22 protein-coding genes are annotated in these 25797 nt (G+C 62.1%); 2 read left to right on the forward strand and 20 right to left on the reverse strand.

Annotated elements, in window-relative coordinates; genetic code table 11:
- Position 1 precedes the first annotated feature (1 nt).
- The 11 genes from FIU90_RS13565 to FIU90_RS13615 form a co-directional block, all read right to left on the reverse strand.
- The gene (locus FIU90_RS13565; protein ID WP_152435261.1) at positions 2 to 1573 is read right to left on the reverse strand and encodes a Ppx/GppA family phosphatase; all 1572 of its coding nucleotides are present in this window, start codon (positions 1571 to 1573) and stop codon (positions 2 to 4) included.
- On the reverse strand, positions 1573 to 3741 hold the full coding sequence (locus tag FIU90_RS13570) for an RNA degradosome polyphosphate kinase (RefSeq protein WP_370515210.1): 2169 nt from the start codon (positions 3739 to 3741) through the stop codon (positions 1573 to 1575). Before FIU90_RS13570 ends, FIU90_RS13565 begins: the two co-directional genes overlap by 1 nt.
- Positions 3742 to 3889: 148 nt before the next feature.
- Positions 3890 to 4915 carry a P-type DNA transfer ATPase VirB11 gene (gene virB11, locus FIU90_RS13575; protein WP_152435262.1) on the reverse strand — a complete coding sequence of 342 codons (1026 nt, stop codon included), beginning with the start codon at positions 4913 to 4915 and terminating at the stop codon, positions 3890 to 3892.
- A gap of 7 nt (positions 4916 to 4922) precedes the next feature.
- Positions 4923 to 6047: a TrbI/VirB10 family protein gene (locus tag FIU90_RS13580; RefSeq protein WP_234029704.1), complete on the reverse strand. Its 1125-nt coding sequence runs from the start codon at positions 6045 to 6047 to the stop codon at positions 4923 to 4925.
- Between the two features lie 25 nt (positions 6048 to 6072).
- Positions 6073 to 6882, reverse strand: coding sequence for a TrbG/VirB9 family P-type conjugative transfer protein (locus FIU90_RS13585; protein WP_152435263.1), 810 nt, complete (start codon positions 6880 to 6882; stop codon positions 6073 to 6075).
- Positions 6879 to 8063: a type IV secretion system protein gene (locus tag FIU90_RS13590; RefSeq protein ID WP_152435264.1), complete on the reverse strand. Its 1185-nt coding sequence runs from the start codon at positions 8061 to 8063 to the stop codon at positions 6879 to 6881. Before FIU90_RS13590 ends, FIU90_RS13585 begins: the two co-directional genes overlap by 4 nt.
- Positions 8060 to 10501: a VirB4 family type IV secretion/conjugal transfer ATPase gene (locus FIU90_RS13595; RefSeq protein WP_152435265.1), complete on the reverse strand. Its 2442-nt coding sequence runs from the start codon at positions 10499 to 10501 to the stop codon at positions 8060 to 8062. The genes FIU90_RS13590 and FIU90_RS13595 overlap by 4 nt, the downstream gene beginning before the upstream one ends.
- Positions 10502 to 10543: 42 nt before the next feature.
- The gene (locus FIU90_RS13600) at positions 10544 to 10828 is read right to left on the reverse strand and encodes a type IV secretion system protein VirB3 (protein ID WP_152435266.1); all 285 of its coding nucleotides are present in this window, start codon (positions 10826 to 10828) and stop codon (positions 10544 to 10546) included.
- A 22-nt stretch (positions 10829 to 10850) separates the two neighbouring features.
- Positions 10851 to 11162 carry a TrbC/VirB2 family protein gene (locus FIU90_RS13605; RefSeq protein WP_152435267.1) on the reverse strand — a complete coding sequence of 104 codons (312 nt, stop codon included), beginning with the start codon at positions 11160 to 11162 and terminating at the stop codon, positions 10851 to 10853.
- A gap of 53 nt (positions 11163 to 11215) precedes the next feature.
- Positions 11216 to 11848, reverse strand: a complete 633-nt coding sequence (locus FIU90_RS13610) for a lytic transglycosylase domain-containing protein (RefSeq protein WP_234029530.1) — start codon at positions 11846 to 11848, stop codon at positions 11216 to 11218.
- A gap of 166 nt (positions 11849 to 12014) precedes the next feature.
- On the reverse strand, positions 12015 to 12353 hold the full coding sequence (locus FIU90_RS13615; RefSeq protein ID WP_172970270.1) for a tetratricopeptide repeat protein: 339 nt from the start codon (positions 12351 to 12353) through the stop codon (positions 12015 to 12017).
- Between the two features lie 401 nt (positions 12354 to 12754).
- Between FIU90_RS13615 and FIU90_RS13620 the strand changes: the two genes are divergently transcribed.
- Complete coding sequence (locus FIU90_RS13620; RefSeq protein ID WP_152435269.1) at positions 12755 to 14314, forward strand: hypothetical protein; 1560 nt, start codon at positions 12755 to 12757, stop codon at positions 14312 to 14314.
- A gap of 114 nt (positions 14315 to 14428) precedes the next feature.
- The gene (locus tag FIU90_RS13625; RefSeq protein ID WP_152435270.1) at positions 14429 to 17131 is read left to right on the forward strand and encodes a TonB-dependent receptor domain-containing protein; all 2703 of its coding nucleotides are present in this window, start codon (positions 14429 to 14431) and stop codon (positions 17129 to 17131) included.
- A 63-nt stretch (positions 17132 to 17194) separates the two neighbouring features.
- Here FIU90_RS13625 and FIU90_RS13630 read toward each other — a convergent pair whose 3' ends face one another.
- From FIU90_RS13630 to FIU90_RS13670, 9 genes are all read right to left on the reverse strand, one after another.
- Positions 17195 to 17869, reverse strand: a complete 675-nt coding sequence (locus FIU90_RS13630) for a response regulator transcription factor (protein ID WP_152435271.1) — start codon at positions 17867 to 17869, stop codon at positions 17195 to 17197.
- 104 nt (positions 17870 to 17973) lie between these two features.
- Positions 17974 to 18993 (reverse strand): aldo/keto reductase, encoded by a 1020-nt coding sequence (locus FIU90_RS13635; protein WP_152435272.1) that lies wholly within the window; start codon positions 18991 to 18993, stop codon positions 17974 to 17976.
- 210 nt (positions 18994 to 19203) lie between these two features.
- Positions 19204 to 19944 carry an SDR family NAD(P)-dependent oxidoreductase gene (locus tag FIU90_RS13640; protein ID WP_152435273.1) on the reverse strand — a complete coding sequence of 247 codons (741 nt, stop codon included), beginning with the start codon at positions 19942 to 19944 and terminating at the stop codon, positions 19204 to 19206.
- A 13-nt stretch (positions 19945 to 19957) separates the two neighbouring features.
- Positions 19958 to 21100 carry an acyl-CoA dehydrogenase family protein gene (locus tag FIU90_RS13645; RefSeq protein ID WP_152435274.1) on the reverse strand — a complete coding sequence of 381 codons (1143 nt, stop codon included), beginning with the start codon at positions 21098 to 21100 and terminating at the stop codon, positions 19958 to 19960.
- A gap of 95 nt (positions 21101 to 21195) precedes the next feature.
- Positions 21196 to 21933, reverse strand: a complete 738-nt coding sequence (locus FIU90_RS13650; RefSeq protein WP_152435275.1) for a hypothetical protein — start codon at positions 21931 to 21933, stop codon at positions 21196 to 21198.
- 39 nt (positions 21934 to 21972) lie between these two features.
- Positions 21973 to 22788, reverse strand: a complete 816-nt coding sequence (locus FIU90_RS13655) for a ferredoxin--NADP reductase (protein ID WP_152435276.1) — start codon at positions 22786 to 22788, stop codon at positions 21973 to 21975.
- Between the two features lie 133 nt (positions 22789 to 22921).
- On the reverse strand, positions 22922 to 23515 hold the full coding sequence (locus tag FIU90_RS13660; RefSeq protein WP_152435277.1) for a hypothetical protein: 594 nt from the start codon (positions 23513 to 23515) through the stop codon (positions 22922 to 22924).
- Between the two features lie 107 nt (positions 23516 to 23622).
- Complete coding sequence (locus FIU90_RS13665) at positions 23623 to 24663, reverse strand: Fe(3+) ABC transporter substrate-binding protein (protein ID WP_152435278.1); 1041 nt, start codon at positions 24661 to 24663, stop codon at positions 23623 to 23625.
- Positions 24664 to 24742: 79 nt separating this feature from the next.
- Positions 24743 to 25765 (reverse strand): ABC transporter ATP-binding protein, encoded by a 1023-nt coding sequence (locus FIU90_RS13670; RefSeq protein ID WP_234029531.1) that lies wholly within the window; start codon positions 25763 to 25765, stop codon positions 24743 to 24745.
- Between the last annotated feature and the right edge of the window lie 32 nt (positions 25766 to 25797).

Genomic DNA, 25797 nt, shown 5'->3' on the forward strand with positions numbered 1-25797 from the left:
CCTATTTGGCGGGGACGCCTTCGATCATTTCCGGTTCGGTGTGCAGTTTGCCATTGGCGACCGTCTCGACCGTCCAGTCCATCCCGAGCCTGTCGGCCAGAAGCCGGATGTCCTTCTCGGTCGGGATGCCGAATAGCGCCTCGTGGCTCTCCTCGAGCCGCAGGACCAGCGTGCCCTCGCGCACGATCAGGCGGCTGACCTGCAGCGACCGGCGGGACTTGGCACCGAGCCGCCGCGCGAGCCGCACCGCCAGCCCCCAGCAGATCGCTTCTTCGAGCGCCTCGGCATCGGCAAGCTCGGTCACGCTTTCGGGCAAGTCGAGGTGATTGCCGTTTGCCGCGATCGCCGCCGCAAGCATCGCCCGCTCGCGGTCGGTGATCGCGATCCAACGCTTGTGCAGCGCCCAGGCCACGGCCTGGGGGTGGCGGATATTCGGCTCGATCTGCATCGAGGCGAGCGCCAGCATCGTCGCTGCCAGCCGCAGCCTTTCGTCCCCGTGCTTGCGCGGCGGCGCGGCGTCCACCGTCCATCCCGCGATCCGCGCGGCCAGCGTCGGGGGCGCGCCGCGCTGGCTCGCAAACACCCCGATTCCGGCAAGCAGCGGATCCTGCGCCTTCATGTGCGGCGACAGCCGGTCGTAGAGCAGACCTTCGCGCAGCCCCCAGGACGAACAGACAAGACCGCTCGGCGCAATATGCGAAACAAGTGCCTGCAGCAGCACCGCGGCATCGGGCATTTTCTCCGCCCGCATCGCCGATATTCGGTCGCGCCCCTGCAGGCTTTCGGGCGTTTCTGCCGCGAGGGCTTTGGCAAGCTTGATGCCGCGGTCGGCGCCGATCGCCAGACCGTGCGGATCGGACAAGGGGTGGCCCGCTTCCTGCATCGCGTAGACCGCCATGGAGCGCCATGTTCCGCCGACGAGATAGAGCGGCCTGCCCTTGCCAAGCCCCTCGCGGAATTCGCCTGCTCCCTTGCCAAGCGCCTTTTCGAGCGCCTTGCGCATCGCCTTGCGGCCCGATGCAGCCTCGCGAAATTCCGGCAGGCGCAGGGTGCCAAGGGGGAGCGAGATCGCCCTGCCCGGCTCTCCGTCCTCGATCTCGACCAGTTCGAGGCTCCCTCCACCCAGATCGGCAACCACGCCGCTCGCACCGGGAAATGCCCCTGCCACGCCCCGCGCGCTGAGACAGGCCTCCTCCTCGCCTGAAAGCACGCGCGGATCGAGGCCGATCGCGCGCAGGTTTTCGACGAATTCGGGTCCGTTGTTCGCATCGCGCACGGCGGCGGTCGCCACCGTTTCTATATCGTCCACCCCGAGATCGTCGAGCAGCAGCGCAAACCGTTTGAGCCCGCGCTTGGCAAGCTCGACCGCCTCTCCCGCAAGCGTCCCGGTGGTCGCGATGTCCCGCCCGAGCCTCGCGGTCACTTTCTCGTTGAGCAGGGTCGTGGGCGCCCGCATCGATCCGCCATAGACAACGAGGCGGACCGTGTTCGAACCTATATCGATGATCGCGCGTTCGGGAACATTGCCGGAAAAGGCCCCGTCGCGGTCCGCACGCCGCTTCGCGTAGCTCATCAGCCGCGCCCCTTGCGCAGCGAAAGCTTGGGAACCGCTCCCGCCTCCAGCGCGCCGCCACGGCCGGAAAGCGAGGGGTTGGTCATGAAATAACGATGGCAATTGAACGGCTTGCCCTCGCTCTCGACGCGTGAATAGGTGCCATCGGGATGCAGCCACCAGCTCTGCTCGGTGTCGAGCATATTGGCGAGCAAGACCTGCTGTAGAACCTGATCGTGGACCGTGCGATTGAGAATCGGGATCAGCGCCTCGACCCTGCGATCGAGATTGCGGCCCATCAGGTCAGCCGATGAAATATAGAGCGCCGCCTTGGGCCCGGGCATGGGGTGGCCGTTGGCAAAGGCATAGATGCGGCTGTGTTCGAGGAAGCGGCCGATGATCGACTTGACCCTGATATTCTCGCTGAGGCCCGGAACGCCCGGACGCAGGCAGCAAATGCCGCGCACCACCAGCTCGACCTGCACACCCGCCTCGCTCGCGGTGTAGAGCTTGTCGATCATGCGCGGATCGGTGATCTGGTTGCACTTGATCCAGATCGCTGCAGGCTTGCCTTTCTTCGCATTGGCAATCTCGGCATCGATCCGCCGTTCGAGTTCCTCGCGCAGGTTGAGCGGTGCGATGGCGATCAGTTCGAGCTCGTCCGGTTCGACATAGCCCGTGACGAAATTGAACATCTTGGCCGCATCGCGCCCGAGCTTCGGATCGGCGGTGAAGAAGGAGAGATCAGTGTAAATCTTGGCCGTGACGGGGTGATAATTGCCGGTGCCGAAATGGCAGTAGGTGCGAAACCCGTCATCCTCACGCCGCACCACCATGGCGACCTTGGCGTGGGTCTTCCAGTCGGTGAAGCCGTAGATGACCTGCACTCCGGCGCGCTCCAGCTTGGTCGCCCAGGTGAGGTTCTGCTCCTCGTCGAAACGCGCCTTCAGCTCGACCACGGCGGTCACCGATTTGCCTCGCTCGGCCGCCTCGATCAGCGCGTTGATGACGGCCGATTGCGAGCCTGCGCGATAAAGAGTCTGCTTGATCGCGACCACATCGGGATCCTCGGCCGCCTGGCGGATGAAGTCGACCACCACCTCGAAACTTTCGTATGGGTGGTGGATGATGATGTCCTTTTCGCGGATCGCGGCAAAGGCATCGCCGTCATGCTCGCGAATGCGCTCGGGGTAACGGGGCGAATAGGCATCGAACTTGAGATCGGGCCGGTCTTCCTCGACGATCTCGGCCAGCCCGTCGATCCCGATTATCCCGTCGGTCTTGATCACTGCGGCCTCGTGCACGCCGAGCTGTTCAAGCAGGATCGCTTCGGCCCTGGGGTCGAAATCCTCCTCCAGCTCGAGCTGGATCACCTGCCCGCGCCGCCGACGCTGAATCGCACTGCGGAAGGTACGAACGAGATCCTCGGCTTCCTCCTCGATCTCGATATCGCTGTCGCGCAGCACCCGAAACACCCCGTCGCCTTCGATCGTGAAACCGGGAAACAGCTTCTTCGCATAACGCTGGATCAGGCTCGCGATAGAGATATAGATCGTCTCGCCGCTGCTCACCCGGTCATCGGGGACGCGAACGAAACGCGGCAGCGCGCTCGGAATCAGCACCATTTCCATGATCTGCTCCCCGTCGACATCGCGCGTCAGCGTGAAGAGTATGCCCATCCCCTCGTTTTGGACGAAAGGGAACGGATGCGCCGGATCGAGCGCCTGCGGGGTGATAACCGGCAGGATTTCCTCGAGGAAGAACGACTTGAGCCATTTGTGCGCCGCCTTCTCGATCCGGTGGACGTCGGCGACATTGATACCCGCCCCGGCCAGCCGGCCATGAAGGTCGCGCCAGATCTCCTGCTGGCGTGCGGAAATTGCCGCAATGCGCTCGCGGATCGCGGCGAGCTGCTGACTCGGCGTGCGTCCGTCGATCGATGGCTTGGCGATCCCGCGCTGGACCTGCCCGACCAGCCCGGCGACGCGGATCATCATGAATTCATCGAGATTGCTTCCCGAAATCGAAAGGAACCGCAGCCTTTCAAGCAGCGGGTAACGCTCGTTGCAGGCTTCGGCGAGCACCCGTTCGTTGAAAGAAAGCCAGGAAAGCTCGCGGTTGAAATAGAGATCTTCGGGCTTGAACCGCGCGGCGAAGGGCGAGTGCGAGCCGTCGGGTACCCCCCGCATCCCCTCGCCCTTGATCGCCATGTCGTTCATCGCCGTGCCTGCTCCACCTGAAGCCGAAAACCTGCGCGCCGCTGCGAATAAAAGGCAGGCCGGCGCACCCCCCGCATGTAGTTCACAAGCGCGCGCTTGTCACACGCCTGCCCCGTTCTCACACGAGCGAGCGGCTATCCGCAATCTGGGTGATGCCACGCTTGCCGTTCGCATCGCGGCCAAGCTGCACGATCACGTCGATCACGCTTGCCGAATAGGCGATGGTGTCCGCGCGCGAGAGGCCGATACCCGTCTGCATGACCATCAGCGACAATTGCTCTAGCGCGCCGCGCAGCGAGTTTGCGTGGATCGTGGAGAAACTGCCGGGATGGCCGGTGTTGATCGCGCGCAGGAAGCTGACGCTTTCCGCACCGCGCAGCTCGCCCAGCACAATCCGGTCGGGACGCAGGCGCAGCGCAGCCTGGAGCAGCTCGTTCGCCGTAACCTTGGCCTCGCCCAGCTCGCCCTTGACCGCGACGAGGCCGACCGAGTTTTCGCCGGGGAATTTCAGCTCGGGCGTGTCCTCGACCATCACCACGCGCTCCTCGCGCGGGATTTCGCCGAGCATGGCGTTGAGAAAGGTCGTCTTGCCGGTGCTGGTGCCTCCGGAAATCAGGATGGTGCGACGATGGCGGATCGCCTCGCGCAGATAGGCGATCGGCTCCATCTGCGGATCGGGCATTGCCACATCGACTTCGCCCGTCAGCGGCCCGCTGTCATATGCGTCGAGCGGCAGGTCGAGCCGGCGGTGGCGACGGATCGCCATGACCCAGTGCCTGCGGCTTGCGGGCGGTCCGCAAAACTGGATACGCGCACCGTCGGGCAAAGTCGCGCCCAGCAGCGGGTGCTCGCGGTTGATCCCCTGGTGCGAGACGCGCGCCACCTGCTCGGCGAGCCGTTGCACCAGCCGGTCGTCGATGCCGGGCGTCTCGATCCGTTTCATGCCCGGGTCGGATGCATCCTCGATCCACACCTCGCCCGGCCGATTGACCATGATCTCGGTCACGGTGTCGCGATCGAGCCAGCGTTTGAACGGTTCGAGATAGGCGTCGAGATAGACGCTTCGCTCACCCAGTTGCGTCAGGCTGTCGGCCTGTGGCTCCTCCCCTGTGGAAGAGGCAAGCGGGTGGATGTCGGCGCTCATCGCAGTTCTATTTCACCGTGCTGAAATCGAGATCGCGCGCGGCAAACACACGGATCGGCTCGCCCATGCGCACACGGATGGTCGGGCCGATCTGCCCGTCCTGCTGGAGCGCTGTGGAGGCCGCGCTCGATCCGCCGCCGACGATCAGCGAGGTGCCGCCGCTCGCTATCGCGCCAAGGCCATCGACGAGCGAAAGCAGCAATGCCGAGCCGAAACGCTGGAAGAACTTGCTGTCGACATCGCCGGCAAGTCCCGTCGTGCCGTCGAAACCGACCGCGGGAGAGGCAATGTTGACCGATGCACCGTCGGGCCGGATCAGGCGGGTCCAGATCACATAGGCGCGCTTCTGCCCGTTCTGCACGCCCGACTGGTACTGGCCGATCAGGCGCGAGGAACGCGGGATCAGCACGCGCTTGCCATCGAAGCTGCGCACGTCTTGGCTCACCACCGCGCGGACATAGCCGGGCACATCGGTGTTGATCGCAGTCTCGAGAATCGCAGGGATCAGCGTGCCTTGCGTGACCGTCGTCGACGGATTGGTCATCGCGCTCGCCTGGGCGGGTGCACCGCCTACTCCTCCAATGCGGCTGGCAAAGGCTGCCGCTGCATTTTCGGCACCGGTCCCGCCGGGAGCCGCACCGGGCGCAGCCGAAACCGCCTGGGGCACCTCGGCAAGCCGGCCGGACTGCGAGGCCGCACTCGCGTCATAGACCATGGTCGGGCTGGCATAGGGATTGGTGGCAGGTCCAACGCTGGGATTGTTGGCGAGGATCGGCGCGGGTGCGGGATCGGGGCGCGGCGTCACTTCCTGTGGTGGCGCAACCGGCGCAGGCTGTGCTGGAGCGGCTGCCTGCGGGGGCGGCGGCACGTTCGGATTGCCGACACTTTGTGGAGGCGGCGTCTGCTGGGCGGCGTTCATCGCCCAGAAGGTAACTGCGCCGAGCAGGCCGACGATAGCAACGCCAGCGGCGAGGCCTAGCCCCTCGGACTTTGCCTTGCGGTCGACAACAGCAGGAAAACCGTTGCGACTCGCCAGATCGATGATCTCGGCGGTTTCGTGTTCACGCGGGTCGCCCTCTGGCGGGTTCTCGCGGGCGCCCTTTTTGGGCGGAAGACGCATTGCCAGGCGCATCATTTCATCTCCGGATTAGAGGCCATCACGATCCCCGTTTACGCATTTTAGAAGCACGCGCGCTGCGGGCATTGTCCGCTTTTAGGCCGATGTTCGTAAGAGTCGCGGTGTCATCTCCCGATCTCAGAATAATCCGCTCGGGGACGATATCGAGCACCACGGTGTCGCCGCGCACGGTGAAGTTTACCGGACCTTCGTCACCTTCATAATTGGTGACGAGGATGGCGGGCACAGGAGTGTCTTCTGGCCATGTTAGAAACACGAGTTCGCCATTGTCGTAGATCTGGCTCGGTATGAGCGCCTTGTCGCCTTCGCTTTTCCAGGCAAAATTGAGTTCGGCCGGATCGACCACTGCCAGCGGATCGGTCGCCGCTGCGATCTCTGTGGGATTGGCGGCCTCGCGCGCAGCTTCGGCCTCAGCAGCCAGCCGCGCCTCTTCCTCCGCCGCTTCGGCCTTGGGATAGCGGAATTGGAGAACGTATAGCGGCCTGTTGCGTGGGCTTGCCACCAGATCGAACAGGTATGTGCGCTTGTCGGTCACCACGGTCAGATTGGTGACCGCATTGGGTTTCAGGGGCTTCACGAACAACAGTGACTGCGCCTTGTTCGGCTGGACCTGCCACGAAGTGCTGTCGCCAATCGCGACATTTTCAATCTTTTCGTCCTCGCGAAACTTGATCGTCGTCTGGACCTTCACCTTGCCATTGATGCGGAAGACCTCGGTTTCGTCATAAACGCGAGTCTGCAGGCGTTCGTCCTGTGCGTTTGCAGGCACGGCGAGCGCCAGCGCTGCGGCCGCGAGGATGGGGAGCCGAAGCTGTTCGGCGCGGATCATTTCGAAATCTCCGATTTGCGCGGCGAAGGGCCTTTGCCCACACCGCGGAAGCGGTTGCCAATCCCGCGCGTGCGCGATCCGGCAGGGTTAAGCGGGGCAGCCTGACCGCTGCCTGAGGAGGTGGCAAAAACCTTGGTCGTGCGGATTGACGTGCTACCCGAACCGCCAGCATCGTTGGCGGCGACGACTGTCGGAGACGGCGTGACTTCGATGCGACGCTGTCCCTGAGCAGTGGTTGCTGGAACGATCTGCGCGGTGCGCGGCATTGTCGCGGCTGGAGCGGCAGCGGGCGGCGTACGCGCCGAGTCATACGCGGAGACTTCGTCCTTCGAAGGTGCGAAGCCGAACACCCTCCACTTGCCGACCATGACGACCGATACGATCAGTGCCATTGTCATTAGCGCGCAGTGGACGAAGCCTACCATGAAGAATGCCATCGCCGCCTGCTGGTCGATCTGTCCCGGCACCGCGACGAGGGAGGAGAGGATCGGCACCGCGATCTCGAGCATGATCGATCCCCCCAGCACCGCGAAAAGCGGCGCGATAGCAAGCATCGTCACGCCCTTCAGCCAGCCGGTGAAGAGCCCGCGCGTGCCGTTGAACAGCGCAAGCACGACGAAGATCGGTCCGACCGCGAGCAGGAGCGCGAGGCCAATCCGAGCCGTGACAAGCAATCCGACTGTGCCGAGCAGGAGCATCATCGCGCCCGCCCACATCATCCCCTCGGGCGAGAACAGGCTGATATCGGTCGCATCGCCGCTCGCCTGCTGGACCGCGACGAACACCACGTCGAGCTTCTGCGCGAATACGGCCGTAGCCGAGCCGTTCGTGCCGGTGAGGATCGAGGCGATCTCGTCCGGCCCGCCGACAAAGACGTTGTAGAACACGGTCGAAAAGGCGGCAAAGCTGGTCGCGAAGGTGAGCACCAGCCCCACCGTCATGATGCGCGGCACAAGGTTGCGCACCGACAGGTTCGAGCGACCGAGCATCAGGCTGAAGCCGAAGAACGCGACGTAAAGCACCAGCAGCAAGGTCAGGACGAAAGCCATTTCGCCCTCGGTGCCGAACAGTCTTCCAAACGCCTGCTCGCTGACCTGGCCGGCGATGCAATCGACCGCGGTCAGCGCTGCGGCGACGCCGGTGCCCATGTCCTGGGCGACAAGATCGCAGCTCGTCGTCATTCGGCCGCCTGCCAGACAGGAATGCCGTTCTCGTCGACCTCCGCCGGGCCATCGGGCCATGCGTGACCGGTGAGCGCAGGATACCACTGGGCCGGATCGTCACCCACCGCCTCGCGCAGCAGGTCGAGCCTGCGCACCGAGGCCTCTCGGCCCGAAAGGACGGTGAGCACTTCGGGCGCGCCCGACAAATCGAGCCGCACGACCACGCTCGCATCGGGCTGGCGCACGAGGAAGCAGCGGCTGTGTGCAGGCAGGCTGCGGATCAGCGCCAGCTCGTGATCGGTCAGACCGAAGCCTTCGCAATAATCTTCGGGGCGCGCGCGGCTGTTGGGCATGAAGATCATCGTCGCCGTTTGCTCGACCAGCGCGGTCGAGATGCGGCTTTCGAGCGCGTCCCTCGCGCTTTGCGTGGCGAACCCGACCAGCGCGTTGCGCTTACGCAGGGTCTTGAGCCAATCGCGGATACGCGCGGCGAAAACCTCGTCGTCGAGCGCCTTCCAGCCTTCGTCGATCAGAATCATGGTCGGCTGCCCGTCGAGCCGCTCGTCGATCCGGTGGAAGAGATACATCATCACCGGCGTGCGCAGGCGCGGGTTTTCGAGCAACTGAGTCATGTCGAAGCCGAGGACGCGGCGGTCGAGATCGAGCAGGTCGCGCTCATTGTCGAACAGCCAGGCGTGCTCGCCTCCGTCATCGCCATTGCCGCCGATCCATGCGCCCAGCCGGTCGGCAAGGTCGCCCGGTTCGGGACGGCGCGCGCCTGCGAGCAATTCTTTGAAATGCCGCAGGCGCCTGAGGCTCGCATCGTTCTGGTAGGCGGCATCGACCGCCGCGGCGATGGTCGCGAATTCTTCCGGCCCGTCCGCCTTGAGCAGCACGCCGAGCCAATCGCGCAGAAACGCCTTGTTGGATGGTGTATCGGGCAGCGAAAGCGGGTTGAACCCGGTCGGTTCGCCCGGATCGATCCGGTCATAGCGCCCGCCGATCCCGCGAATGAACAGCTCCGCGCCGCGATCCTTGTCGAACAGGATGGTGCGAGGGCTGAATTTCTGCGCCTGTGCGGCGAGGAAATTCATCACCACGGTCTTGCCCGAACCCGACGGCCCGATGACCGAGAAATTGCCGAGATCGCCGTGGTGGAAATTGAAGAAGAACGGGGTCGCGCTGGTCGTCTCCAGCAGTGTCACCGCGTCGCCCCAATGGTTTCCGCTCGCTTGGCCCAATGCGAAGCCGTGGAAGCTGCCGAAGCCCGCCATATTGGCCGAGGAAATGAGCGCGCGGCGCACGATATATTCCTCATTGCCGGGAAATTGCGCCCAGAAGGCCGGTTCGAGATTGGTGTCCTCCCGCACTGCGATTGCACCGGTATCGGCGAGCGCGGCAGCGCAAGCGGCGGTAGCATCGTCGAGCCGGTCGAGCGTTCGCTCGCGCACCATCACGGTGAGGTGATGGTCGCCGAAGCCGACGCCCCCGTTTCCGAGCGCATCGCGCGCCGCCATCATGTCGGCGCGTTCGGCGGCAGCCTCCTCGTCGACCGATCGCGACCGCCTGAGCGCAAGGTCGATCCGCTCGCGCGCGGTTGTCCGTTCATTGGGCGCGTAGCTTTCGGTGACGATCATCTCGTAGGGCAGCCTCAGCAACCCGTCGAGCAGGCCGGGCGATGTCGCCTCGGGATAGTCCTTGAGACCCAGGATCGAGGCGAATTCGGGTTCGCCCGAGCCGCGGATTTCCATTGCATCCAGGCCGAAGCTCACGCGGCGATAGGGCAACATATGGCCGATATCGGTTTCGTCATGCGGACGGCGCACGGGGCGCATTTCGCCGTTGTAGATCGCCGAGAGCAGTTCGAGCATTTCCGAATTGGTCCCGCCGGCCGTGCCGGTGTAATCGCCCAGCATCGTCGCGCCATAGGCCGACAGCGAAGCGACAAGGCCGGTCGCAGCCGCCTTGAGACTGCGGATATCCTTGGGATCGGCTTCGAGTTCTTCCTGCCCGCGACGCTGGAAGAATTTCGAGATGCGTTCGGGCAGGCCGGTCTTGCCGCGTGCGGGGCGGCGGATCAGCGTCACGAACTGGTCGTTGATGAACAGCGAGCCGCCCGCGAGGCGCTCCTTCCAGCGCGCGTCGATATGGCGCGACAGCGGATCGTCGAATTCGGCATCGAGTTCGACCTCGACCCGGCGACGAATAACGTGGTGGTAGAGCACGAAGCGCGCATCGAGTGTTGAGCGCAGCATCACCTCGCGCGTCGCCGCATGAGCGTTCAGCGCCTCGGAATCCTCGGTCTCGAACAGCAGGCCCGGCACCTGGATCGCGGTCATCACCGAGCCATCGCGCAGCATCACGGTGCTCTCGTCGAGCAGCCGCGCATAGGGCAGGCGATCGCCGGCGCGCGCTTCTTTCGCGCTCCATGCCGCTGCTCCGATCCATTTTACCATCGTGTCGGGCCCTCCTTCGGGTGGCCTCGTATTTGTAGCGTGTCAGGGGGCGTAGCTGTTGCAACCCCAGCGTTTGTAGTTTGGCACGCGCGGGCACCGTGAGACCTTGGTGATCCAGAGGTCGAAAATGCGCGGCTCGCGCAGCGAAGCGAAATAACCGATCACGTGCATCACCAGCGGAACCGGCAGAATCCACCAGCTCTTCAGGATAAGGAACGCGATCGTGGTTACCATCAGGTTGATGATGAAGAAGTTCATCGTCACCCCGGCAAACATTTGCGGCCGGGTGAGTGCGCGGTGCACCGGATGGCGTGACAGATCGCTCATGCGCGCGCTCCTTTAGTCCGCCCTACCCTGCCGCAGCCTGAATGCCGGCGACAATCGTTGTCGCGCCGAACAGGATGAAGACACCGATGATGACGGTCGCGCCAAAGCGCCAGTTCATCCGGCCGGTCAGCATCATGAAGCCGATTGCGGCAACAGCCATAACGGCAACAGTTGTCGCAACCGTTCCAAGGAGCGTCCCCTGCAGCCACAAGAGCGCGTTGGTTATCGGTCCCGCCCCCTGCGGATCGGCACCCTGCGCAAGAGCGGCGCTTGGCATTGTCAGAAAAGCAAATAGTGCGGCAATCCGTGCCGGCACGCGAGTAAGCGAATTCATCAAGTTATCCATTTCCCTCAAAGCTCAAAAGGTCGATCTGTTAGCCACTTGGCCTATTGTCTTTCGGCACGCGAGTGGCTTGCAAGACGGCCCATAATGGCAGCAACATATTGCTTAGTCTCACGAATATTCGGGATGCCTCCTGCGCGTATGACGCGGCCAGGGCCGGCATTGTAGGCGGCGAGCGCCTTTTCAAGATCTCCATCGAAACGGTCGAGCTGCTCACGCAGATAACGCGCACCTCCTTCGAGGTTGGCATGGGGATCGTCCGGATCGACACCGAGATACTTCGCAGTAACCGGCATCAATTGCGCCAAACCGCGCGCTCCCGCAGGCGACACCGCGTTTTCGCGCCACCGGCTCTCTTGCCATACAACCGCCTCCAGTAAGCTCGGACTGAGGTCGAAACGCTGTGCGAGCTCGAGGATCTTGGGCATGTAGCGAGCGGGTACATGGCGTGCATGACTGGCCGGATCGGTCACAACCGCGCCAGGCAGGGTCCCCGAATTCATATCGACCGTCACGGGCTCGGTGATGGAGGTATCCTCTGCGAGAGGCGCAGCAAGGCCACCGGCGACCCAACGGGCGCCGCTGCCGTCGACTTCCATCACATCGGCTTGCGCCGCAATGGCGCAAACGGCGAATGATGCTGCGATTATTGTTTTGCCCGCGCGCGCGAGAATCACTTTGCGAACCCTCCGAGACCCTCTCTTGCTTACCCCAAATGACAGCAGGGTGACAATTTTGCCTATCAAAGGGTGTCGGATTGTTCTTGAGATCGGGTGAATCCACCCGAAAAGAGGGCGCGCCGAGTTAGCGCGCCCTCTCTATGGGCAGGATTTGTTCCTTAGATCAATCGCGTAGGGTAAGAGTTTCTTTGGGAACCGAGATTGGCCGAAACGCTCCGCGATCGAGCATTGAAAGCGCCTTGCGGGCGAGCTTGCGAGAATCTGTCGTACTGCCATCTGCCGTTTCTAGATCGGCTTTATCGTCGCTCGCCATGGCGGCCTTGAACAATGCGCGCGCTTTCTGGTCGTCGCCGCGATGCGCATAGGCTATCCCGAGATTGATCAGGACGGCTGGATCATCGGGGCGCAAATCAAGTTCCCGTTCGAGCGTCCGGATTGCCGCAGTATCCCTACCGGATGCGAGCGCTGCCGACGCCAGCTTTGCTTCGGGTTCGGCAAGCATTTGGGTAGACGCCGAATCACCCCCAACCGGACTTGATGTCGCGACCGCAATTGCCAATGCAATGAAGGGCATCACACACTCTCCTTTTCGATTGAAAGGATTGTGCAAAATGCTTCATCGAACTGCAACAAAAATGAAACATTGTCATTTTTACGCCATCTAGTCTCATAAACATCTGTTAATTCGAGGTAATATTACCCCTGACTTGCGAAGACTGATCATTTTCCCTTTGTCAGTTTTGTCGTACTTTTGTCGTACTAAAGTCATAATAAAACAAACGTGTGGATACTGAATTCAAACAGTAATCCTGCAAGAATTCTGTCATGCGCAAATCCTAGCGCCCCTCTCGCGAGCAAGTCGCGAAACTCGATTCTCGGTTTTTCTAGAGGGGACCGCTAGCAGTGAAGAATTTCCAACGTACACTCGTCCTTGGCGCCAGCATCGTCGCGCTCGCCGGCTGCGGCGCGGACGAAATCGTCTCGCCCGGCACAAGTGGTGACATCATCATCAACAATCCGGCGCCGTCGCCTACGCCGTCGCCCACGCCCACCGGAGGCGCGACCGTCACGCCGGCAGCAGGTTGTCCGACAATCAACTCGGCCGGCGGCCTTACCGATGCCGGGACGATAAGCGGTCCGACCGGCGAATATCGCGTCTGCACCCTGCCGGAGACTTTCAATGTCGACGACAACCTGCCGTTCGTAAACGGTCTGCTTTACCAGATCAGTGGCCGCGTGAATGTTGGCACGGACCAGGGGTTCAACAGCACCGGAACCGATGTGACGCTCAACGTCGAGCCGGGCGTTATCTTCTTTGCTCAGGCGGAGTCGTTCTTCGTCGTCAACCGCGGCAACACGATCGAAGCCAACGGCACTCCCACGATGCCGATCATCTGGACAAGTCGCGATAACGTACTTGGACTAAGCAACGACAATAGCCAGGCACAGTGGGGCGGTGTCGTACTGCTCGGCCGCGCGCCCGTATCGGATTGCTCGAACCTCGTATTCAACACCGCAGCGGCGCCGAATGCCAACCCGCAATGCGAACAGCAGCTCGAAGGCACCGTCGTCGCCACACCGTTCGGTGGCACGGACAGCGCCGACAGTTCCGGCTCGATGACTTACAACCAGATCCGCTATTCAGGTTTCGAGCTGCAGCAATCGAACGAACTCCAGTCGCTAACCACCGGCGGAACCGGCTCGGGCACGACGCTCGAGAACATCATGTCGTTCAACAGCTCGGACGACGGCGTCGAATTCTTCGGCGGATCGGTCAATGTGAAGAATCTCGCGGTGATTGGTGCCTCGGACGATTCTCTCGACGTCGACAGCGGCGCGCAGGCCAACGTGGAAACCGTCGTTGTCGTGCAGCGTACCGGCACGGGTGACAGCCTGATCGAGTTCGATAGCCCGGACGATCTCGCCGACGGTACTCCTGGCAACGCTCTCCCTCAGTCGACTCTGCAGGTGAACAACTTCACCTTCGTGCAGCGTTCGTCTTCCTCCTCGCAAGCCATTCGTGCCCGCGGCGGGCCAGCGCTCAGCCTTACCAACGGCATAATCGATGTTGATACGGCTGACGACGTCTGCATTCGTATCGACGAGCAGATCACATTGAATGCCATCATCGGCTTCGATTCGGTCGTGTGCGACGGAGTCAACCGTCCGGTTCGCGGGTCTTCGGGTGTTTCGGATGCCGAAGTGCAAGCGGTCGTCGATGCCGGGACCAACAACAATCTGATGTTCACCCTCTCGCTCACCAACACATTCGTGAACGGTGCGAACGAGAATGGTGTGACGCCGTTCGATGCAACCGCGCGCTCGTCATTCTTCAGCGCCTCGACGTTCATCGGGGCGGAGGATGACAACGTGGCCGATGTGTTCGGCGACTGGACCTGCAATTCCTCCATCATGGACTTCGGCAGCGCCACCGGCGCCTGCACTTCGCTGCCGGTCTACTGATCGCGCGCTTTTCTGGATCGGGGAGGCGCGGCGTCCGCTCGCGCCTCCCCGTCCGCACAAGAATCGGTTCTCAAGAGCCGGAAACCAATCGCTGAAATAGGGGTCTACCGCTTTATGTCGACCGGCACGCGTCTCGCAGGCTTGCTGCTCCTAACCACGTCGCTCACCTTCCCGGCTGCTGCCTTTGCGCAGTCGTCCGACCCGCAGGAGGTCGAAGAAACCGAGGACGGGCAGATCGAGGACGCGGAAACCGTCCAGGAAGAAGACACCGCCGAACAGCCGGAGATTTCGGTCCCGGGCGGCGGGATCATTGTTACCGGTAGACGCAATCGCAATCCGGAGCGGTCTTCGACACAGGTTCTGAACGTCCTTTCGGAAGCCGACATCGCGCGCACCGGCGAGGGTGATATCGCCGGCGCGCTGGGACGCGTGACCGGCCTTTCGGTCGTCGGCGACGGCCGCGTTTTCGTGCGCGGCCTCGGCGATCGCTACTCGCTTGCGTTGCTGAATGGCCTTCCGTTGCCGAGCCCCGAACCGCTGAGCCGCGTTGTCCCGCTCGACATTTTTCCGACCAATGTGGTCGCTTCCTCGCTCGTCCAGAAGACCTATTCGGCAAATTACCCCGGCGAGTTCGGCGGAGGTGTGATCAACCTCACGACCAAGGCCGTCCCAGTCGACGACTTCCTGACCATCAGCCTGTCAACAGGCGGCGATACCGAAACGACATTCGAGAACGGTCTGACCTACTTCGGCTCAGACTGGGATTCTTTCGGTTTCGACAATGGAAACCGCGACATTCCTTCCAATCTCCAGGCCTTTCTAGACAGCGGCGAGCGCATCGGCACGGTTCCGATCGAGGTGAGCGAAGGCATTGCCGGGCAACTGATGCCCCTCAACCTTGTTACGCTTCAGAAGGTACCGCAGCAGCGCGTCAACCTCTCCGGATCGCTCACCGGCGGCGCATCGTTCGAGCTCGGCGAGGACACCTATCTCGGTCTCATCGCGACCGCTTCAATCAAGAATTCGCTGCGCAACCGCACGGTAGTCAGCCAGGGCGGCAGTTCGGACCTTTCGGAACTGTTCCAGGATTTCCGCACGTTTATCACCGACGAGAGCATTCTCGTGAACGGCCTCATCGGCCTTGGTCTCGATATTGGTCCGCACACGATCCGCTGGACCAACCTATACATCCGCGACACGCTCAAGACCGCGCGACTTGAGGAAGGGACCGACATCCTGCCGGGCTTCAGCGGCTTCGATTTCCAGAACCAGCAGACTGCTTGGTTCGAGCGTCAGTTGATCGACACGCAGCTTGTCGCCGAGCTCGAATTCGGGCGGCTCGGCGTGGACCTGCGCGGCGGCTATGCCCGGACGGATCGCGAGGCTCCGTTCAACACCAATGTCAGCTACACGCGCACTAACATTCCAGGCGATCCCTACGGCGAGTTCTTCGTCGCCTATTTCAACCAACTGTCCGATGCCGGGATCACGACCGTCTCATTCGACGATCTCCGGGAAGAGCTGTGGTTCGGCGGGCTTGACCTCTCCTACGAGCTTTTCGACAGCTTCGAAGTGACCGTCGGCGGCGCCTATTCGGACACAACCCGCCGGTCTTCGAGCCGAGAGTTCCGGCCGTTCATCTCTGGCGACGTGCTGCCGGACGCGATTGTCCCGGCTCTCGGACTGCGTCGTCCGGGCGACATCATCAACGGCGCAACCCTCGCCGGATTCGATGTGACGTTGACCGAAGCGTCGCCTTTCCCGGTTTTCGACGCCGGGATCGAGATAAAGGCGGGCTATGGCCTGTTCCGATGGCTTGCGACCGACACGCTGACGCTGGAAGCGGGCGTCCGCTACGAGGAGGCAGAGCAGGTCGTCGCACTGGACCAGACAATCTTCAACACACCGATTGCCGGCGCGACGCCGACGAATCTCAACAACGACTATTTCCTGCCGGGCGGTACCATCACCTGGGAACCGGTCGACGATCTTCAGCTGCGCCTGTCCGCATCCCAGACGATCGCCCGCCCGCAATTTCGCGAACTGGTCGAACAGACATACTTCGATCCCGATTCAAACCGCCGTTTCCGCGGCAATCCGCTGCTGAACGATAGCGAACTGATCAATATTGAGGCGCGCGCCGAGTATTATCTTGGCGGTCCGAACCGTGTGAGCCTTGCCGGGTTCTTCAAGGAAATCGACAACCCGATCGAGAACACTCTGGTCTCCGCTTCGGGTCAGGTCCTCACCAGCTTTGCCAACGCGCCGAGCGCCAACCTGTATGGCGCAGAGCTCGATCTGGTCTACGGCTTCGATCTTTACAATCTCGGCGGATCGTTTTTCGAGACCAAGCAGCTGCTGTTCCTTGCAAACTACACCTACACACAGTCCGAAATCTCGGTTGGACCGGATGACATTTCGCCGACCACTTCGAACCCCAACCAGCTCTCCAGCCTCATTTTCGACGACGGCGCACCGTTGGTCGGGCAGTCGGACCATGTCGCGAACTTCTCGATCGGGATCGAGGACACGGAGAAGACCCAGCAGCTGACCGTGCTGGTCAATTATGCAAGCGAGCGCGTGACGCTGCGCGGCGGCGCGCTGCCCGACGTGGTCGAGGACCCGGGCGTGACCGTCGATATCGTCGCCCGCACGGACGTGGCGCTTGGCGGCGTCCCGCTCGAGCTGTCGTTCGAGGCACGCAACATCCTCGGCCGCGACAATTTCGAGTTCCAGCAGCTCGGCGACAACCGGATCGAGATCAACACCTACGAAGTCGGCACGAGCTTCTCGTTCGGAGTGAAAGCGGAATTCTGACCAACTGGCCCTCTCCAGTACCCTCGAGGCCGCTTCCTTCGGGGAGCGGCCTTTTTTTGCCGGTCAGTTCAGGTCGAAGACGTAGCCCATCGATCGAACTGTGCGCAGCGGGTTTCCTCCGCCTGCCGCCTTGATCGCGCGGCGCAAGCGGCCGATCCAAACATCGACCGTGCGCTCGTCGATTGGCGCGTCGCCTTTGCCCAGCCCTGCGATCAGGTCTTCGCGCGAAAGCACCTGGTTGGGGTTCTCCGCGAAGTATCGCAGCAGGCGGAACTCGTTGGGACGAAGCTGCACCGGCTTTTCGTTCCAGCGCGCCTGCAGCGCCGCAAGATCGATCACCAGATCGCCCGCCTCGATGCGTTGCGTCGCGCCGCGATCGACATTGTTCGATTGCACTGCGAGCACCCGGTCAAGCACTGCGGTACGATCGAGCGGGCCGATCATGTAATCATCCGCCCCTGCCTTCAGCGCACGGCGGCGGTCCTCGATATCGTCTTCCTCGAGCACCATGGTGATATGCGCTTCCCCGGTGCGCTCATCCGCGCGCAGTCGGCGACACATTTCGAGGCCCGCAAGATCATCCATCACCCAGTCGACAAAGATCCAGGTCGGGCCGTCGACGAGCCGCTTGGGGCCGTCCGCGCCGAGCCGGTCGAACACGAAGCGGCGTTCGTCGTGAACGAAATCCTCCAGCGTGTTTCCCAGTTCGTCGGTGAGGAAAATGTTGATCACGTCCATCAGCGCCCCGTCGGATTGCCAAACCGGAGTGACTCACGGCTGTGACGGGTTCGTGACGGGTTCCTGTCAATTCCAACACGGTTGTCACATTCAGCCTAATTCCTTCAGGAAATTACCGAAACCTTGTCCATGACCGGGGCGGGCATACCGATCCCGGTCAGTCGTTTCGGGCGATAGGGGTCTTCGATTGCGGCGAGTTCCTCGTCCGAAAGCTCGATGTCGAGTGCGGCAACCGCAGCGTCGATATGATGCGGCTTGGTCGCGCCGATGATCGGAGCCGTCACAGCACGCCGTGTGAAGTGCCAAGCGAGGCCAAGGCTGGCCATGGCATCGCCGCGCTTTTCGGCGAGGTCGGCCAGCGCCGTGATGATCGCATTATCGGCCTCGTCCTCCTGATAGAGCATCTTGCCGACGCCATCGGTCTCGCTACGCACCGTTTCCTCGCCGAGCGGCCTTGCAAGCTTGCCGCGCGCAAGCGGGCTCCACGGGATCACGCCTACACCCTCGTCCTCGCACAGTGGCAGCATCTCGCGCTCCTCCTCGCGATAAAGCAGGTTCAATTGGTTCTGCATCGAGATGAAGGGCGTCCACCCGTTCGCCCGCGCCGTTTCCTGCGCCTTCGCGAATTGCCACGCATACATCGACGATGCGCCGATATAGCGTGCCTTGCCCGCCTTCACGATGTCGTGCAGCGCCTCCATCGTTTCCTCGATCGGCGTCTCGTCGTCCCAGCGGTGGATCTGGTAGAGGTCGACGTAATCCATGCCGAGCCGCGAAAGGCTATCATCGACCGCCTGCATCAGGCTTTTGCGAGAATTTCCGCCCGCATTGGGAGCCTGTCGCCAGGGGAAATAGGCCTTGGTCGCGACCACGATCTCGTCGCGCCGCGCCATCTCTCCGAGCAGCTTGCCGGTGATTTCCTCCGAGGTGCCGCCCGAATAGACATTCGCGGTGTCGAAGAAATTGATCCCGCTCTCAAGCGCCTTCTTGAAGAACGGCCGGCTTTCCTCCTCGCCGAGCAGCCAGTCGCCATGCCAGCCCTTGGTCGTGTCGCCATAGCTCATGCAGCCGAGGCAGAGCCGCGAGACCATGAGGCCGGTATTGCCGAGGCGGGTGAATTTCATTTTGTGTCTCCGGGCTTGCGGATCATTTCCTACGAAACTGACAAAGTTGACAGGGTGTCAAGCGGCGTTTTCGCAATCAAGCCATTGTTTTGCATTGAATATTATCCGATTTACGAAGTTGACACTTCTCCAACTTGAAACGGCTCCTTGCTCGTTCATGGTGCAATCGAATTGGCACGAAAAGCCGCTTGTAGGAAAGCCGCTCCACCTTCAACTCAGCGTCAGCCCGCCATCGACCACAAGGGTCTGACCGATCATGTAGGCCGAAAGCGGCGAGGCAAGGAACAGCGCGGCGCCCGCCATGTCCTCGGGCGTGCCCATGCGACGAAGCGGGATCGAGCGTAGCGCGCCCTCGCGCCGTTCGGGGTGCTCGGTGGTGACGGTGGTGAGCTTGGTCGGGACGAGTCCCGGCGCGATGCCGTTCACGCGCACCCCGTCCCTCGCCCATGCTTCGCCCAGGGATTTTACGAGGCTCGCCGCCCCAGCCTTGGAGGCCCCGTAAGCGGGATTGCCAAGGGTCGATTTGAATGCGGCGACCGAGGAAACGACGATCATCGTGCCCGCGCGCTCCGCCAGTCCTGCGTGGAAGGCACGCGCGCAATCCATGACCGAATCGAGATTGACCTCGATCACCTCGTCCCAGCCCTCGCGCTCGAATTCCTTGCGGCCATAGCGCACCACGCCCTGGCTCTGGACCAGCACATCGACCGGGCCGATTTCTTTGGCCAACACGGCAGGGGCATCGCGGTCCCTTACATCGAGCCGGCGATAATCGAGCCCCGTGAAGTCGCTGTCTTCGGCTTCGAGATAATCGCCCGCATCGGGGCGCGTGCCGGTAACGATCACCTCGGCCCCGCGCGCGCGAAATCCCTGCGCGATCCCGTTGCCGATCCCTCCCGACCCGCCGATTACGAGGACACGCTTTCCGGTGAAGTCGAGTGGGTCGGTCATTGCCTGTTACTCCTCAGATCGAGCGGCTGACCACTTCCTTCATGATCTCGCTCGTGCCGCCGTAGATGCGCTGTACGCGTGCGTCGCGCCACAGCCGCGCGATGGCATATTCGTTCATATAGCCCGCGCCGCCATGCAGTTGGAGCGCGGCATCGACGCATTCCCATTGCATCTCTGTGTGCCACAGCTTGGCCGCGCTCGCTTCGTCGGTCGTGAGCTTGCCTTCGAGATGGCGCTTGATTGCCCAGTCGAGATGCGCCCAGCCGACTTGCAGCTTGGCCTTCAAATCGGCGAGCGTGAACTTGGTGTTCTGGAATTCGAAGACGGTGCGGCCGAAAGCCTTGCGATCCTTGGTGAAATTGACCGCTTCGTCGAAGGCGCGCTGTGCCCCGCCCTGCGCGGTGACGGCGATGGAAAGACGTTCCTGCGGCAGCTCTTCCATCAAGTGGATGAAGCCGCGCCCCTCGCCGCCGAGGATGTTGGTCTTGGGCACGCGCACGTCCTGGAAGAACAGCTCGGAAGTGTCGGCGGAATGCTGGCCGATCTTGTCGAGGTTGCGGCCCTTTTCGAAACCGGGCGTGCCGTCTTCGACCAGAACTAGGCTGGTGCCCTTCGCGCCTTGCGAGGGATCGGTCTTGGCGACGACGATCACCACATCGGCGTTCTGGCCGTTGGTTATGTACGTCTTCGAGCCGTTGATGACGAGGTGATTTCCATCCTCAATTGCCGTGGTTCGTATGCCCTGGAGGTCCGAGCCTGCGCCCGGCTCGGTCATCGCGATAGCGGTGATTATGTCGCCCGAGATCATGCCGGGCAGGTATTTCGCCTTCTGCTCCTCGCTGCCGAGGCGTTCGAAATAATTGACCGTGATGTCGTTCTGGAGCGTGAAGCCTGCCGAGGTGCCGAGATAGCTCAGCTCCTCTGCGATCACGCAATTGAACCCGAAATCGAGGCCCAGCCCGCCATTCTCTTCCTTCACGGTCGGGCACAGCATCCCCGCCTCTCCCAGCGCCTTCCACGCATCACGCGGGACGATCCCCTCTTCCTCGTGCTGGTCGATATAGGGTTCCATGTGCTCGGCGAGCACTTTGCGCACGGTATCACGGAACGCCTCGTGGTCTTCGTTATAGGCGGTGCGGTACGAGGTATCGAGCATTGTGAGTTGTCTCTCTCCAGGATCAGGTTGCGGGCTGCAACTGAACGCAGAGGGCGCGGTTTGTAAAGCGCGAAACCTGCAATAAACTCGCCTGCTCAGGCAGCGATCACCGAGCGCCAGAACGCCTGCACAGCAGGAGCGCGCGCGATGCGCTCCAGGATGAAGAGTATCGCATTCGCTCCCACCGCGAGCCAAGTCGCCGGATGACGCAACTTGCCGAGCCACAATGCCGCGCCAAGCGCCATCGCGATAATAATTGCCTGGCAAATGTAGACCGGAATGGTGAGCACGCTCGTAAGCTCCGGACTGAAGCCATGGATACCGATCCAGACGCCTTGAAGCCCCCTCCCCAGCGCCGGCATCATCAGGAGGAAAGCGGTCGATGCCATCCACCATGCGTGGTCTTCCATCGATTTTCGCTTCACGATCGCCATCACGATTGCGGCGATGAAGGCGGTAATCAGTACCACCTCGATCATCAGCACCTGAAAGAAAAACCACTCGGTGAACGGTCCGATCTCGCCCGCATTGTCGCGCGCGAAATTGGCGTAGACGATGTCTCGGTTGAGCTGGCCGACAGAAAGGAAGACCATGCCACCGGCAAGCAGAAGGCCTACCATGCCGAGAGTGCGGTGACGCTGCATGTCGCCACGAGCGAACAGCCAAGGCTGCGATATCAGAAAGAGATACCAAAGCGTCGCGTTCCAGTAATGGATATGCACCGCCCAGGTGTTCTCGGAGAAGTCACCCCAATAATCGACGAAGATGCCCGCCTGCATCACCAGCAGCGGGACGAGCATCCACTTCCATAGCGATTTGTAGCGTTCCACCATTCCCGCGCCCCTCTCCGCGCGGGTAGGGGATATAGCATACTATCCAACGAAGGCGCGCTCGATCACGAACTGCCCGGGCTTGTTGTTCGCGCCCTCTTCGAAACCGCGCGCTTCGAGGTCGGCGGCGTGGTCCTTGATCATCGCCATCGAGCCGCACAGCATCACGCGGTCGGTTTCGGGATCGAATTTCTGCGGCCCTTTGCTGTCCTTGAATAGCGCGCCGCTGTCGATCAGCGTCTGGATACGGCCGGTCGTGCGGAAGTCCTCGCGCGTCACGGTCGGCACGTAGATGAAGCGCGCGCGGTCCTCGTCCTCGAGCAGCGGATCGCCTTCAAGCCGGCTTTCAAGCAGCTCGCGATAGGCCAGCTCCTCGACGTGGCGGACGCAGTGCACCACGATCACCTCGTCGAACATCGCATAAACCTCAGGATCGCGCACGAGGCTCATGAACGGGGCAAGACCAGTGCCGGTCGAGAGCATGAACAGCCTTTTGCCCGGCAGCAGCGCATCGGTGACGAGAGTGCCGGTCGGCTTCTTGCCAAGATAGATCGGATCGCCGGGTTGAATATGCTGGAGGCGCGAAGTGAGCGGGCCATCGGGCACCTTGATCGAGAGGAACTCCAATTCCTCGGCATAGCTGGGCGATGCCATCGAATAGGCGCGCAAGAGCGGCTTTCCGTTGTCGCCCGGAAGCCCGATCATCACAAATTCGCCCGAGCGGAAGCGGAAACTGGCCGGGCGCGTCATCTTAAGGCTGAACAGCCCGTCGCACCAATGGTGGACATCTGTAACGGTCTCGACGGTCAGCGCGCCGCTTTCCTGGAATTGCGAACGATCGGTAATCGGCTGGTTCAAAACGGGCCTCTAGATGCAAAAGCGCCGCGCGAACCGCGGCAGGTCTCGGCGGCGCAAATGGACGTTTCGCAGCATCGCTTCAAGGTAGTTTAGTGATAAGGGGTGAAAGCGGCACTTGGCGTTCAGAGCTTCTCTACGCTCCCAGAAGCAGCTCATTCACCCGCGCGGCCTGCCTTATCACAGATTCCGGGCTCGCTGGATTACCGGTCACGATCGGCGCATTTTCGGGCCAGAGCGATATCAGTGCATCGAGTTGTTCGATCACCGCCTCGCTATCGCCCGCGGGCAATTGCGGGGCGATCTGGCGCGCGACTACGGCAAAGCCCCAGGCGTCCTGGTATTCTCCCGGATCGCTGACCGCCCCATCGGTTACCCCGATGCCATACTCCTCGACGGTCAGCTTCATCAGATAGGCGATCAGTTCGTCCGGCTTACCGCCCGCTTTCTCCCGCATCATCGCAAGGTTCGCTTCGACCGCTTTGAGTTGCGGCTCGATCTCTGCTGCCGGGCGACCATTCTCGAGAGCCTGCGAAACCGCTTGGAAGGGCGCTGGATCGAAGCCTATCGCATCGAGTCCCTCGCGTTCTTCGGCATAGGCTTCCGAGACGGGGTGAAGCAGGTGGGGCGCGCCGGATTCGCCCTCGCCTGCGCGATAGAGTGCGATTCCGGCCTCGACGTGACCGGCCATGAAAGCGAGCCGCCTGGCAAGCTCATCGCTATCCTGCATTTCTGCTGACGCGGGCCCCTCGGTCGTTTCAGCCCGGGGGGCGCAAGCCGCCAATGCGAGGAGTGCACAGGCCGCACCGGTGGCAACGAACGCCCGCAGATGCCGCATCAGTTCCACCCGACCCGGTCGAAAATCTCGACTGCTAACCGCTGGTTCTTGCCGATTTCGGCAGCGTTGAGGGTATCCGCCTTGAAACTGCCGAGCTTCTCCACCGCGGAATTCGCTTTCAGCCCGGTCACCGCCGGATACTCGTTGTTCCCGTCCGCGAAATAGCGCTGCGCGCTTTCGGAGGTCAGGTATTCGAGAAAGCGGATTGCGTTCTCGCGGTTGGGTGCGGTTTTAACAACGCCCGCGCCGCTGATGTTGATATGCGTCCCATTGCCGTCCTGGTCGGGAAAAATCACACCGATCTTGTCGAAGAGTGCGCGCTGATCTTCGTCGCCGCCCGCAAAGCGCGCGAGATAGTAGGTATTGACCACCGCGATGCGGCACTCGCCGGCAGCCACAGCCTCGATCTGTGCGGTGTCGTTGCCCTGCGGCGGGCGGGCAAAGTTGGCGACGACTCCCCTCGCCCATTCTTCGGCTGCTTCTTCACCCCGATGGGCGATGATGCTGGAGAGCAGCGAGATGTTGTAAATGTTCGAGGACGAGCGGATACATATCTCGCCCTTGAATGCTGGATCGGCGAGGTCGGCGTAATTTTCCAGCCCTTCGGGCTTGCCTGCTTCCTTGTTGTAAATGATCACTCGTGCGCGGGTCGAAAGGCCGAACCACAATCCTTCGGGATGACGCAGATAGATCGGGATGCGTTCGGCGAGAACCTCGCTCTCTACCGGAGAGAGCACGCCCGCTTCTTCTGCGCGCCACAGCCGGCCCGCATCGACGGTGATGAGAAGATCGGCGGGTGAAAGTTCGCCTTCGGACTTGATACGCTCGATCAGCGCATCGGCGTCGGCTTCGATGAGATTGACCTTGATGCCGGTCTGCGCGGTGAAGTCGTCGTAAAGAGCAAGATCTGTGTCGTAGTGGCGCGAGGAATAGAGGTTTACCTCGCCCGCATCGGCCACCGTACCCGCGTCCTCATCGGCACCCGGCGAACACGCCGCGACCGCAAACGCCATAAGGCCGCCGAGAATCAGTTTCTTCATCGGATATCCTTCAAATCAATTTTTGCGAGTGATTATCATTATTACATGATGACGCAAGCGGAAACTCCCGGCGGGAAACTCAGGCGCGGGGAAAAGCGCGCACACTCGCGCGCTGCGGGGTGACGCTGTAGCGCTCGTCACCCGAGATCCGGCTCTGCGTTTCAACCGTGATTTCCGCTTCTTCGTCGTTTGCGAGAACCACCCGGTATGTATCGTCGAGCGGCTGGATATCACGCACCCGCAGGCCTTTGTCGTCTTTCAGCAGGTCGAGCCGGTCGGCCGCGACAAGCAGTTCGAGACTTGGCGCGTCAGGCAATTCGCCGGCGACCGATCCCGCATGCCATTTGCCGAAAGGCGTGCGCAATGCATCGCCGCTGCGATCCGCCTCGACGACCTGCGCTCCGCCGAAAGTCGCGCCCACCGACGCGGTTGCGGGATGGTCGCGAAGCTCCGCCGGCGTGCCGAACTGGACGATCTGCCCCGCTTCCATCACCGCGATCCGATCGGCGATGTCGAGCGCCTCGTGCGGGTCATGCGTCACGACAAGGGCGGTCGCGCCCTGATCGCGCAAGAGCATCCGGCAATCGCGGCGAAGACGGCGGCGCAGCACGATATCGACGCTGGCAAAAGGCTCGTCCATCAGCAAAACCTGCGGATGCGGCGCCATCGCGCGCGCAAGCGCGGCACGCTGCTGCTGCCCTCCGGAAAGCTCATGCGGGTAGCGTTCGCCCAGACCTTGAAGCCCGACGCGTTCCAGCCAACGGTCTATCACGACAGACCCCGCATCCTCTGCCGTACCGAAACGGACATTGTTGGCGATAGTCATATGCGGAAACAGCGCGCCATCCTGGAATACGAGCCCGACGGGGCGCTTTTCGGGCGGCGGATTGTTGGAAGGGTCGGCAAGGACCTTCCCATCGATCAGGATGCTGCCTTGCTGGACGGGAAGCAATCCGGCGGCGAGGTTCAGCAAGGTTGACTTTCCGCAACCCGACGATCCAAGCAGGCAGGTGATCTCTCCCGTCCGCGCGGTAAAGCTGATGTCTTCAAGCGCCCGCACCGGACCGTAAGCATGGGCAATATGGCGAAATTCGAGGCTCAAATTGGGGTTCCGACCGTGAAAGGCGTGCGCTT

The sequence above is a fragment of the Erythrobacter sp. THAF29 genome, assembly GCF_009363635.1.
In the GTDB taxonomy this organism is placed as follows: domain Bacteria; phylum Pseudomonadota; class Alphaproteobacteria; order Sphingomonadales; family Sphingomonadaceae; genus Erythrobacter.

Bases quoted from the DNA above. Each gene is read 5' to 3' on its own strand.
- FIU90_RS13590 (WP_152435264.1), bottom strand. From the start codon at position 8,063: ATGACGACGAGCTGCGATCTTGTCGCCCAGGACATGGGCACCGGCGTC.
- FIU90_RS13565 (WP_152435261.1), bottom strand. From the start codon at position 1,573: ATGAGCTACGCGAAGCGGCGTGCGGACCGCGACGGGGCCTTTTCCGGC.
- FIU90_RS13635 (WP_152435272.1), bottom strand. From the start codon at position 18,993: ATGAAATTCACCCGCCTCGGCAATACCGGCCTCATGGTCTCGCGGCTC.
- FIU90_RS13660 (WP_152435277.1), bottom strand. From the start codon at position 23,515: ATGCAGGATAGCGATGAGCTTGCCAGGCGGCTCGCTTTCATGGCCGGT.
- FIU90_RS13580 (WP_234029704.1), bottom strand. From the start codon at position 6,047: ATGCGCCTGGCAATGCGTCTTCCGCCCAAAAAGGGCGCCCGCGAGAAC.
- FIU90_RS13640 (WP_152435273.1), bottom strand. From the start codon at position 19,944: ATGACCGACCCACTCGACTTCACCGGAAAGCGTGTCCTCGTAATCGGC.
- virB11 (WP_152435262.1), bottom strand. From the start codon at position 4,915: ATGAGCGCCGACATCCACCCGCTTGCCTCTTCCACAGGGGAGGAGCCA.
- FIU90_RS13645 (WP_152435274.1), bottom strand. From the start codon at position 21,100: ATGCTCGATACCTCGTACCGCACCGCCTATAACGAAGACCACGAGGCG.
- FIU90_RS13585 (WP_152435263.1), bottom strand. From the start codon at position 6,882: ATGATCCGCGCCGAACAGCTTCGGCTCCCCATCCTCGCGGCCGCAGCG.
- FIU90_RS13615 (WP_172970270.1), bottom strand. From the start codon at position 12,353: ATGCTTGCCGAACCCGAAGCAAAGCTGGCGTCGGCAGCGCTCGCATCC.
- FIU90_RS13625 (WP_152435270.1), top strand. From the start codon at position 14,429: ATGTCGACCGGCACGCGTCTCGCAGGCTTGCTGCTCCTAACCACGTCG.
- FIU90_RS13650 (WP_152435275.1), bottom strand. From the start codon at position 21,933: ATGGTGGAACGCTACAAATCGCTATGGAAGTGGATGCTCGTCCCGCTG.
- FIU90_RS13605 (WP_152435267.1), bottom strand. From the start codon at position 11,162: ATGAATTCGCTTACTCGCGTGCCGGCACGGATTGCCGCACTATTTGCT.
- FIU90_RS13570 (WP_370515210.1), bottom strand. From the start codon at position 3,741: ATGCGGGGGGTACCCGACGGCTCGCACTCGCCCTTCGCCGCGCGGTTC.
- FIU90_RS13595 (WP_152435265.1), bottom strand. From the start codon at position 10,501: ATGGTAAAATGGATCGGAGCAGCGGCATGGAGCGCGAAAGAAGCGCGC.
- FIU90_RS13600 (WP_152435266.1), bottom strand. From the start codon at position 10,828: ATGAGCGATCTGTCACGCCATCCGGTGCACCGCGCACTCACCCGGCCG.
- FIU90_RS13665 (WP_152435278.1), bottom strand. From the start codon at position 24,663: ATGAAGAAACTGATTCTCGGCGGCCTTATGGCGTTTGCGGTCGCGGCG.
- FIU90_RS13630 (WP_152435271.1), bottom strand. From the start codon at position 17,869: ATGGACGTGATCAACATTTTCCTCACCGACGAACTGGGAAACACGCTG.